This is a genomic window from Vibrio sp. M260118 (genome assembly GCF_036533755.1).
Taxonomy (GTDB): domain Bacteria; phylum Pseudomonadota; class Gammaproteobacteria; order Enterobacterales; family Vibrionaceae; genus Vibrio.
Genome location: NZ_JATABG010000081.1, coordinates 1 through 11,181, shown reverse-complemented (window position 1 = coordinate 11,181; position 11,181 = coordinate 1). Strand labels below are relative to the sequence as shown.

Below are 11,181 nucleotides of genomic sequence, written 5' to 3'. Positions count from 1 at the left end.
ATAACTTGTAGCTGTACGCGTCCATCATCAAGTAACAGGATATCGCCATTTGAAACATCCTTGGGCAGCGCTTTGTAGTCTAGCCCGACAGCTTCTTTCGTGCCTTGACCTGCTTCAATCTGGTTGTCTAGGGTGAATATATCGCCAATATTGAGCTGTACCTTGCCCTCTTTGAAAGTCGAGACACGAATTTTTGGCCCTTGGAGATCACCCAGTATCGCCACGTGTGTGCCTAATTTTGCGGCAATATTTCGAACTCGAGTAGCACGTTCTCTGTGGTCGTCGGCTGTCCCGTGGGAGAAATTCATTCTCACTACATTAACACCGGCTTGTAAAATGGCTTCTAAAATGCCGGGTTTGTCGGTAGAAGGTCCTAAAGTCGAGACGATTTTTGTTCTTCTTTGGATAGAGGTCATTGGATCTCCTTGATAATAAGTGCCGCTGCGATCGCGGTTGTTGGCTGCTCGCTATAAGTATATACAGGCTTTGCACTAGCGTAGGGAATTTGAAGAGATTAGTGCGTATCAGTTCGAAAAGAAGAGTTAAGACATAATTATTAGTGCAAAAAAACAGGTTTGGATTTTTATTTATTCGTCCACTATATGATTAGGTACACAAACAAAGATGTTTATACGTGACACTTGTCACGGCAATCTATCAAAGCCCTTCACAATTACTTCGCAAAGTAAAAAAATTACCATGTTATTGATATTCGGAGTACTCCATGTACATGGCTCAACCTGGCCATATTGATCATATCAAGCAGGTCAACGCTGGCCGAGTATATAAGCTCATTGATCAAAAAGGCCCAATTTCTCGGATTGACCTCTCGAAGCAGAGTGAACTTGCTCCGGCAAGTATTACCAAAATTACCCGAGAGCTTATTGAGGCCCACTTAATTCATGAAACAACCGTTCAGGAAGCGACTAGCCGAGGTCGTCCTGCTGTTGGATTGCAAGTGAATAACGAGGGTTGGCAGTTTTTGTCAATGCGTCTTGGACGTGGATACCTAACCATTGCATTGCATGAGTTGGGTGGGGATGTATTGATCGATACCAAGATCGATATCCACGAAGTTGACCAAGACGACGTGCTCGCCCGTTTACTGCATGAAATCGATGAATTCTTCCAAACCTACTCTGAACAACTCGATCGTGTAACCAGTATCGCACTGACTCTGCCAGGTTTAGTGAATTCTGAAAGTGGTGTGGTGCTGCAAATGCCACACTACAACGTTGAGAATTTACCTCTCGGCCCAGAAATCTACAAAGCAACAGGGCTTCCCGTGTTCATCGCCAATGATACTCGTGCTTGGGCTTTAGCTGAACGTTTGTTTGGTCATTCGCAAGAGAATGAAAACTCGGTACTAATCTCCATTCACCATGGTTTGGGGGCGGGTATCATTCTTGATGGTCGCGTGTTACAAGGTCGTCATGGTAACATAGGTGAACTTGGCCATATCCAAATTGACCCTAATGGTAAGCAGTGTCACTGCGGCAATTATGGTTGTCTAGAAACCGTCGCTAGTTCACAAGCGATTCGTAACGAAGTAGCCGAGCGTATTGCGCAAGGTGAAACGTCATCGCTGGCTGAGATTGAAGAGATTTCAGTAGAAGATATTTGTGAAGCAGCGGCAAATGGCGATCCGTTAGCAATTAACGTGATTGAAAAGCTGGGTCGCTACCTTGGCTCCGCGATTGCGATTGTGATTAACCTTTTCAACCCAGAAAAGGTTCTGATTGGTGGGGCGATTAACCAAGCTAAAGATGTGCTCTATCCCGCGATCCAAACTTGTATTGAAGAGCAGTGTTTGCCTGTTTATCATCAAGACTTGGAGTTGGTCGAGTCTCGTTTTTATAAGCAAGCGACGATGCCCGGCGCTGCATTAATTAAGCAAGCCCTATATGATGGGCTACTTTTAATGAAAGTTATTGAAGGATAGTGTGTTTCTGATCCTTTGCTCTACTTTATCTTTTGTGTAAACCCATATAATCTTGAATGTTATATGGGTTTATTTTTATCTTAGCCACGCAATAGGCTATTTTTGTTATACACACATTGGTTGGGAAGCAGTATGTCTGGAGTATTAAATACCGTCGATCAGCGAACAAACCTCGTTGGTGAAAACCGCTTGGAGTTGTTGTTGTTTAGTTTGAATAGCCGACAGATCTTCGCTATCAATGTTTTTAAAGTGCGTGAAGTGATTAAAGTGCCAACGCTGACTAAGATGCCGGGTTCTCACTACCATATCACTGGTGTCGCGTCGCTGCGTGGGGTTTCTGTACCTGTGATTGACCTGCGTGCGGCAATTGGCTTCCCGCCATCTCGCTTAGAAAACCAAGAAGAGAACCTCATCATCACTGAGTACAACCGTACCGTACAAGGTTTTCTAGTGGGTCAGGTTCGTAACATCGTCAATACGGCATGGACCGAGATCCAACCACCGCCTAAAACCGCAGGGCGAGCAAACTATTTGACCGCTATTACTCAGATCAAGGATGGCGACAGTACCGAAATTGTCGAGATCATTGACGTAGAGAAAGTACTGGCTCAAATCATCGATTACGATATCTCTATTTCTGAAGGTATCTTAGATCAAGATCTGGTGAATGAAATGGTAGGTCGCAACGTATTGATTGTTGATGATTCTTCTACGGCACGCTCGCAGGTTAAAGGGACGCTGTCACAGCTTGGTTTGAACATTATCGAGTGTCGTGATGGGCTTGAAGCGCTTAACTTGCTTAAGTCTTGGTGTGATGAAGGCAAGAACGTGATGGAAGATTTGCTATTAATGATCACCGATGCGGAAATGCCTGAGATGGATGGCTATAAGCTGACTCATGAAGTGCGCTCTGACCCGCGAATGAAAGATCTGTTTATTACCTTAAATACCTCTTTGAGCGGTAGCTTTAATGACGCCATGGTTGAGAAAGTGGGTTGTGACCGCTTTATCTCTAAATTCCAACCTGATCTCTTGGTTCAAGTAGCGCAAGACCGACTAAGGGATGTTCTCGCCAAGTAATACTTGTCAACACAATTCAAATAGGGAGTATCGACTCCCTTTCTCGTTTTTGGTGTTGTCTCAACGAGAGTGCATATCTGAGCACCGACTTATTGGTATTAATGAAAATCTCTGGATTTACTGCTTAGCCCTTGTAGTTTGTCTGTCATATCAATCAGCTTACCTGCAATCACATGATGCACTTCGCCCTCTTTTTCTAAAATCCCTTTTACTTGCAGGATCTTAGCCGTTAAATAGGCCTGTTTTTGTGCTCGTGCGGTTGCTTTCCACACCACCACATTGATGTTGCCTGTGTCATCTTCCAGAGTAAAAAATGTCACACCAGCAGCCGTACCTGGCGCCTGTTTCCCTGTAACAACGCCAGTTACTGTGACCAGTGATTGATGGGCTTTGTGGGTTAAATCGCGCATACGGGTAAAACGGCCAAGTTCACCAGCGTTATCAAGCAGGGTAATGGGGTGTTTGGTGAGAGATAGACCAGTGGCGGCGTAATCCTCAAGTAGCGTTTGACTCTCTGAGGGAGTGCTAATCGTCGCGCATTCCGTCTCTTCCACACTCTGGAACAGAGGCAGATCGGATAAAGAGTCCATCATAGTCCAACGGGTCTGATAACGGTTGTTACTCAGAGTATGCATCGCATTGGCTGAGGCAAGCACCTCAATATCTTGTTTGGATAAACCGATATGTTTGATCTGACCTGAATGGGTAAATTGTCCTTTGGCTCTTGCCTTCAGCAGTTGTCTAGCACTTTGCAGGCTTAGGCCTTTGACTTGTCTTAAACCTAGTCTGATAGCGAGTTTATCCTGATAGGGGACGACTTGGTGGTCGTAGTCTGATGCGTTGACACAAACTGGCAGTACGGTGACCTTATGACGCCTCGCATCTTGCACCAACTGTGAGGCGCTGTAGAAGCCCATAGGCAGGCTATTGAGCAGTGAAGTATAGAAGGCTTGTGGATAGTAGTGTTTTAACCATGCTGAGCAATAGGCCAGTACTGCGAACGATGCGGAGTGACTTTCTGGAAAACCGTATTCACCAAAGCCTAATATCTGGTCAAAGATGCGCTCAGCGAACTCTAGTTCATAGCCACGACTGAGCATGCCATCAATGAGTTTGGTTTTGAATTTGACTAAATCGCCACTCTTTTTCCATGCTGCCATGGCTCGGCGCAGTTGATCCGCTTCACCGCCGCTAAATCCAGCCGCAACCATAGCGATCTTGATTACTTGCTCTTGGAAGATAGGCACGCCTAGAGTGCGCTCTAATACACCGCGCACCTCTTCGGAAGGGTACTCGACTTTCTCCTCGCCATTTCTGCGCTTAAGAAATGGGTGGACCATATCGCCTTGTATTGGGCCAGGGCGAACGATGGCGATTTGAATCACTAGGTCATAATACGTGGCAGGCTTTAAGCGCGGTAGCATGCTCATTTGCGCTCGTGACTCGATTTGGAACACACCTATAGTATCGGCGCACTGGATCATCTTATACACCTGAGGGTCATCTTGGCGACGGGTGATGTCAGCAATGGTGAGCTTTTGGCTATGCAAACGCTCAATTAGGTCAAAGCATTTGCGAATTGCTGTGAGCATACCCAAAGCCAAAACATCAACTTTTAGCAGTTTGAGAGACTCAAGATCGTCTTTATCCCACTGAATCACAGTGCGGTCGGGCATTGAGGCGTTCTCTACAGGCACGAGCTCATATAAAGGGCCGGAGGCAATAATAAACCCACCCACATGTTGAGAGAGGTGACGCGGAAAGCCAAGGATCTCGTTGACCAAGTTAATAAACTGCTCACCTTTGAGGGAATCAGGCTCTAAACCCAGTTCAACAATTTGAGCTTGCCAGCCTAACGCGCGATCGCGGCGATTGACGTTCTTAATAAAATAGTCGAGTTGACTCTCTTCAATGCCTAACGCTTTACCCACATCACGCACGGCACTTTTAAAACGGTACGAAATGACGGTTGCGGCCAAGGCAGCACGTTCTCGACCATATTTTTGGTAGATGTATTGAATGACCTCTTCGCGTCGCTCGTGCTCGAAATCGACATCAATATCAGGCGGCTCATCTCGCTCAGCACTGATAAATCGCTCAAACAGCACTGAGATTTGGCGTGGATCAACAGAGGTAATTTCAAGGCAGTAACAAACCACGGAATTTGCTGCTGAGCCTCGCCCTTGATAGAGAATACGGTTACGTTTCGCGAACATCACAATGTCATGGATGGTGAGAAAGTAAAATGGATAGTTGAGCTGCTCAATCAGGCTAAGTTCTTTATCGATCGTGGCCTGAATGTCTGTAGGTACGCCCTCAGGAAAGCGCAGTTTCTTTCCGTATTCAACCAAGGCGGTGAGGTAAGTCATGGGTGTGTAGCCGTCAGGGACTAACTCACTCGGGTACTCATATTGAAGTTGGCTTAAGCAGAACTCGCAGCGCTGAGCAATGGTGACACTCTCTTGTAGCCACTCTGGTTTAAACAGTCTGGCGAGTTTTTCTTGGCTGCGTAAGCTCCTTTCGCTATTGGTAAGTAAATGCTCACCTAATTGGTTAACGCTACATCCGTGTTGAATCGCGGTCAGGGTGTGCTGCAAAGGGAGGCGGGTAGCGGTATGCATGAGTACGCCACCACAAGCGGTAATGGGTAGATGCATCTTTTGGGCAAGCTGTTCGCAGTGAGCAAGGTACTGCTTGTCGTCAGACTTAAGGTGGCGCTGAACACCAATCCACAAACGGCTTCTATGATGCTGAGCCAGCCAATTTCCCCACTGATGGTCACTGGATTTATGGCTAGGTAACCAGATAATCAGGCAACGCTTAGCGGACATTAAATCCCACTCAGAGAGTTGATAGTGACCTTTTTCCGAGCGCCTGCGCGCATTGGTGATAATACGGCAAAGTTCACCGTAGGCTTCTCGATTCGGGCACAGCAGTACGACCTGACACTCTTGGTTAAGCCAGAACATGCTGCCAACAATAAGCTCGACATTAAGTTGGTGTTTTTGGCTTGCTGTGTAAGCACGTACTACGCCTGCTACTGAGCACTCATCGGTGATCGCCAAAGCGTTATAACGGAGAAAGTCCGCTTGAAGAATCAGTTCTTCTGCATGGGAAGCTCCAGTAAGAAAAGAGAAATTGGTTTGGCAAAATAGTTCGGCATAAGACATGACTTTGGCTTCCTATTAGTAAAACAGGCCGTGGAGGAACCAATGCTTATCTTGGTTGCGAAACACCCATAGCCAGCGGCCTTGGTCGCTACGTGCAACGAAGTAATCACGAGTCATATCATCACCGTCCCACCATCCGGTAACAAAGCGTTCAGGCCCTTGTATGATGGAGACCTGTTCTTGCAAAGGCTCTGGCGAAGGTAGCAGGATATTGGGTCGTAACCTTTGGCTCGCGACTTTGTGCGGGATAGGTAAGCTTGGGTCACACAGAAAAGTGGCTTTTTCTGGGCGAGGGTCATGGCTGTGAGCGACTTTTCTTACCTTGTCTTTGCCCAGTTTAGCTTGCAGTAATCCTATTAACTCCAGTTCGGTTTGCTCGCCTTGAAAGCCTTTAAACAGGTCGGCGCTGGTGGACTCAAGCTCACCGCTACGAATTAAACGCAGTGTCAGCCCTTGTACTGGAGCATCAAGTTTTAACGACTCCATGGTTAACTGGCACAGTGTCATCCAGCGCGTGGCAAGGTAATCGCCACTGGCTGAGTAAAATCGTACTGAGGCATCATTCTTATCTCGCTGGTGTAAAACCAACTCCAACTCATAGCCGACTTGGTTACGCAGAGTTAGAAACCACTCAAGTTTATTGAGCAGTTTGCCAAGCGGTTTCTCTAGCCATTGAATATTCTCGATGTCGAATAGCAGCTCTTGGTAGCTTTCGAACTGTTCCGGTGGGTGATAGAAGTCGATCGGGTGCTTAAATTGCCCCATCAACTTGCCGACATAGTTGACCAGATCAATATCAAAGCGACGTGCGAGCTCTTTCATCGGGATATCAAGCAGATCACTGAGAGTTGTGATTCCAACTCGTTGTAGTTTTTCGACCATCTTACTGTCGAGTTCCGTCGCGATGAGAGGGAAGGGCTTGATAGCTTTAATAAGCCGCTCTTTATCTAATGTGAGCAGAGCTGCGTTCGACTTCGCTAAGGCAATCGCAGAAAACGGTGAGAAGCCGATAGAGTAGTAATAGCTGAGTTGTAACTGTTCTAAATGCTGCGAGATACGCTGCCAATATGGAGTTAGACCACCGTAGAGTGAGAGCATATTGGTGACTTTGAGCAATATACCTTGCGGTGGAAACAGGCAAATGTCTGAGGTGACCATATACAGCCATTGGGCAATATCGAGTAGGGTTTGCTGCTCTATTTTTTCATCATAAGGGTGAACTTGCAGTTGGTGACACATAGCACTGGCACTGCCTAATCCCATGCCCACTTGGACACCTTGTTGATGGGCAACATGATTACACTGGACAATTTTAAACCGCTTCGATTCGACGATCGCGAGCGGCAAAGAGGCTTGCTCTGCAAAGAGAGCATCCAGTTGTAGTGTCGGAAAATGTAGGTAGATCCAGCTCTGCATAGCTAGCCTTGCTGACGAAGTGGGAAGGGGATAACCACTGGTGGTTTTGGCTGGATGGTCAAGCTCGGCCAAGTTGCGCTCATATCAATAACAAAGCTTCCCTGAGGCCAACCGCCTTTGCGCTTCGTAATCGTTACTTCAAGCCCTAACGCGTGCGGAAGGAGTGTCATGCTTAAACTGACAGGTAGGGAAAATAAGCTCTTCCTAGCGGTTTTAAAGATAAAGTGCAGGCAGTTACCGTGTTCACTGGCGACTTGTAGACGCCTTGCTTGGTGCACTTCTAACTCCGGGTGCCAGAGCAATACATTACTGCATGCACCACTACGCAAGCACTGCTCGGCGGCCCAAAGTGCTTCTTTATCATTTTGTGGGTAGATCAGCAGGACTTTATTGTAATCTAAACCTTCATTGTTAAGCTGCTCTGCACATAGGTAACCCGGAGGTTGAATGAAAACAGACAATCTCTCTTGGCTGGTATTTTTAAGGTGTGGCAGCAGTAGGCGTAGTTCACCAATACTCGATGCACCTTGCAGTTCAACAACGCCATGTTTAGGAAAACCACCTTCAAGTTTTTGATCGAGAAGATCATGCCCTGTTGAGTAGTAATCACTATTCTCTGGAGCTTGAGAACCAGACCAAAGCCATTGTTTTTGCTTAAGATGTTCGATTAATTCATACATAACAAGATACCTGTACATATATACAGTATAAGCTATTGTGAATTATCGGCAAGGGGCAGCGTTACTAGATGGATAAAAAAACGCCTTGTGTCTCTATTTTAAAAACACAAGGCGTTGAATTGTATCTGGCTTTTGGAGTTTGATCTTCGGATCTATTTTTTCGGCTGAGCGTCAATACACTCGCCGTTAACCGCTTTACCTTCTGGAGCCATCAGGTAGAGGTAAAGTGGCATAATATCCAGTGGTGTTTTGAGCAGCTCAGTATCTTCTGCCGGGTACGCTTTAGCGCGCATGCCTGTACGAGTCGCACCAGGGTTGATGGCGTTGACTCGGATAGAGGTATTACTCAGTTCATCAGCAAGAACCTGCATCATGCCTTCAGTGGCAAACTTCGACATTGCATAGGTGCCCCAGAATGCACGACCACTGTGTCCAACAGTTGATGAGGTAAAGACGATGCGTGCATCCTCTGATTTATGTAGCAGAGGCAGCACAGCTTGAGTCAATAAGAACTGAGCTTTAACGTTGACTTGCATGATGTCGTCGTAAGTATCCTCACCGATTTGATCAAATGGGCTAATCACACCCAGCAGGCTCGCGTTGTGTAACACAGCATCTAAGCGTCCAAATTGACCTTCGATAGTATCCACCATGTCGAGGTAGTTCTGCTTCGAAGCGCCTTTCATATCGAGTGGGATGATCGCGGGCTGAGGGTATCCTGCCGCTTCAATTTCGTCGTAAGTCTGTTCAAGCTTTTTTACGGTGCGGCCGAGCAGAATCACCGTTGCACCGTGCTCTGCATAAGAAAGAGCCGCTTGTTTACCTATGCCCGCACCTGCGCCCGTCACTAGGATGACTTTACCTTTCAAGGCATCTGAAGAAACCGCATATTCCACGATGTGTATCCTTATTGTAATGATTTTCTTTATGATTCCGTGAGATGGTGGTTACAATACACTAATTCGTACAATTAGAGGATAATCGCGTTGGAATTTTTGTTGGACTATGGGCTGTTTTTAGCCAAGATTGTGACTGTTGTAGTCGCGATTGTTGCGATTTTAGTGATTGCCAAAGCGGTTGGCGGTAAGAGTTCTGCTGCAAAAGGGGAGTTGGAGATTACCGACTTGACTGAGCAGTACAAAAATACTGTTGAGCAGTTAGAACACCACCTACACGATGAAGCCTTCATTAAGGCGCGTGATAAAGCTGAGAAAAAACAAGAGAAAGAGAAAACCAAGTCTCGCGAAAAAGAGATCAAGAAGGCGTCGAAAGAGGGCGATTTGGATAGCAAGCGCGAGCCTCACCTGTTTGTTCTTGATTTTAAAGGCAGTATTGATGCCAAAGAAGTCGCTTCATTACGTGAAGAGGTAACGGCAATTCTAGCGGTTGCTCGTGAAGGTGATGAAGTGCTACTGCGCTTAGAGTCTGGGGGGGGCATGGTACATGGTTACGGCCTTGCATCTTCGCAGCTTGATCGTATTAAGGCAGCAAATTTACCTCTGACGATCGCGGTAGACAAAGTGGCTGCGAGTGGTGGTTACATGATGGCTTGTATTGCCGATAAAATCGTTTCTGCGCCATTTGCTATCGTTGGCTCAATTGGTGTGATTGCCCAGCTACCTAACTTTAATAAAGTGCTGAAAAAGTACGACATTGAGTATGAACAGCTCACGGCAGGCGAATACAAACGCACACTGACTATGTTTGGTGAGAACACCGATAAAGCGCGTGATAAATTCAAGCAAGAGCTGGAAGAGACTCATGGCTTGTTTAAGGACTTTATTCGTGAACGCCGCCCTGAACTTGAGCTAGATAAAGTCGCAACCGGTGAGCATTGGTTTGGTACACAAGCTCACGACCTAGGATTAGTTGATGAGATTAAAACCTCAGACGATCTCGTCGTTGAAGCGTGTAAAGACAAGACGGTACTTGCGATTCACTACGTAGAGAAGAAGAAATTGACTTCAAAGCTTGCTGGTTTGGCCGGTGAAGCGGCTGATAACGTATTAATGAAGCTGATTGATCGCGGTCAGCGTCCTATCGTTTAATGCATTTCCCGATAAATACTCGGTCAACAGATCTGAAAACGCCCACCAAATTTGGTGGGCGTTTTTTATAAATGGTGGTTACTGCGCTGAACTTGCTGTTGGTTTGGTTGAACGACGGTTCGCTGATTTACCACTGTTTGAACGGCTCTTTGGTTTGCCTTGATTACGCTGAGAATTATCACCTTTCGGCTTGCTATGCCCAAAGTGACGTTTATTCTTGCTAGCAGGCTTATTGCCGCGAGCATTATCACTAGAGCGTTGGCCATCCTGATGCTCGGCTTTTGGTTGCTTAGGCTTTTTGGGCTTCTTAGGTTTCTTTGGCTTAATCGGACGAGTATCTAGCTTAGACTCTGGTAGTTCGTTGACTGGTTTGAAGCCCTCTAGTTCAAGGCGAGGCAGCACTTGCTGAATTAAACGCTCAATGCCAAATAGCTCACTCGCTTCAGCGGCTTCGACCAAAGAGTATGCTTTACCTACTTCACCAGCACGACCTGTACGGCCGATGCGGTGGACATAGTCTTCAGACACGTGTGGCAGCTCGAAGTTAACCACTTGAGGAAGCTGCGGAATATCGATACCACGTGCGGCAATATCGGTAGCAACGAGAACACGAATATCGCCAGATTTAAAATCGGCTAATGCGCGAGTACGAGCACCTTGGCTTTTATTACCATGAATTGGAGCCGCAGTAATGCCCTCTTTATTTAGGAAGAAAGCGAGGCGGTTGGCACCATGTTTAGTACGGCAGAACACCAGTGTTTGTTGCCAATTACCATCTTGAATAAGCTTGGCTAACATCGGCGCTTTCTTACGTTTGTCTGCTGGGTAAATGCTTTGCTCAATAG

The 11,181-nt window shown here is 46.5% G+C and carries 9 protein-coding genes; 3 read left to right on the top strand and 6 right to left on the bottom strand.

What is annotated here, in order from left to right:
- The coding region (locus QTO00_RS07285) for a pyruvate kinase (protein WP_331423976.1) at nt 1-416 on the bottom strand (416 nt) is incomplete at its 3' end.
- A 308-nt stretch (nt 417-724) separates the two neighbouring features.
- Here QTO00_RS07285 and mlc point away from each other — a divergent pair.
- Together mlc and QTO00_RS07275 are read left to right on the top strand one after the other, a co-directional pair.
- Complete coding sequence (gene mlc / locus QTO00_RS07280; protein WP_331423975.1) at nt 725-1,942, top strand: sugar metabolism global transcriptional regulator Mlc; 1,218 nt, start codon at nt 725-727, stop codon at nt 1,940-1,942.
- A gap of 132 nt (nt 1,943-2,074) precedes the next feature.
- A complete protein-coding gene (locus QTO00_RS07275; protein WP_331423973.1) occupies nt 2,075-3,022 on the top strand; it encodes a chemotaxis protein CheV in 948 nt (315 codons plus the stop codon).
- 98 nt (nt 3,023-3,120) lie between these two features.
- Here QTO00_RS07275 and QTO00_RS07270 read toward each other — a convergent pair whose 3' ends face one another.
- From QTO00_RS07270 to QTO00_RS07255, 4 genes are all read right to left on the bottom strand, one after another.
- Nucleotides 3,121-6,192: an error-prone DNA polymerase gene (locus QTO00_RS07270; protein WP_331423972.1), complete on the bottom strand. Its 3,072-nt coding sequence runs from the start codon at nt 6,190-6,192 to the stop codon at nt 3,121-3,123.
- Between the two features lie 15 nt (nt 6,193-6,207).
- On the bottom strand, nt 6,208-7,608 hold the full coding sequence (locus QTO00_RS07265) for a Y-family DNA polymerase (RefSeq protein ID WP_331423970.1): 1,401 nt from the start codon (nt 7,606-7,608) through the stop codon (nt 6,208-6,210).
- 2 nt (nt 7,609-7,610) lie between these two features.
- Entirely contained in the window at nt 7,611-8,288 is a 678-nt protein-coding gene (imuA, locus tag QTO00_RS07260; protein ID WP_331423968.1) for a translesion DNA synthesis-associated protein ImuA, read from the bottom strand.
- Nucleotides 8,289-8,440: 152 nt separating this feature from the next.
- Nucleotides 8,441-9,184 carry a YciK family oxidoreductase gene (locus tag QTO00_RS07255; RefSeq protein ID WP_331423966.1) on the bottom strand — a complete coding sequence of 248 codons (744 nt, stop codon included), beginning with the start codon at nt 9,182-9,184 and terminating at the stop codon, nt 8,441-8,443.
- Nucleotides 9,185-9,274: 90 nt separating this feature from the next.
- Between QTO00_RS07255 and sohB the strand changes: the two genes are divergently transcribed.
- Nucleotides 9,275-10,336: a protease SohB gene (gene sohB / locus QTO00_RS07250; RefSeq protein WP_331423964.1), complete on the top strand. Its 1,062-nt coding sequence runs from the start codon at nt 9,275-9,277 to the stop codon at nt 10,334-10,336.
- Nucleotides 10,337-10,414: 78 nt separating this feature from the next.
- Here sohB and QTO00_RS07245 read toward each other — a convergent pair.
- Nucleotides 10,415-11,181 (bottom strand): helicase-related protein (locus QTO00_RS07245; RefSeq protein WP_331423963.1); only part of this gene is annotated, 767 nt, incomplete at its 5' end.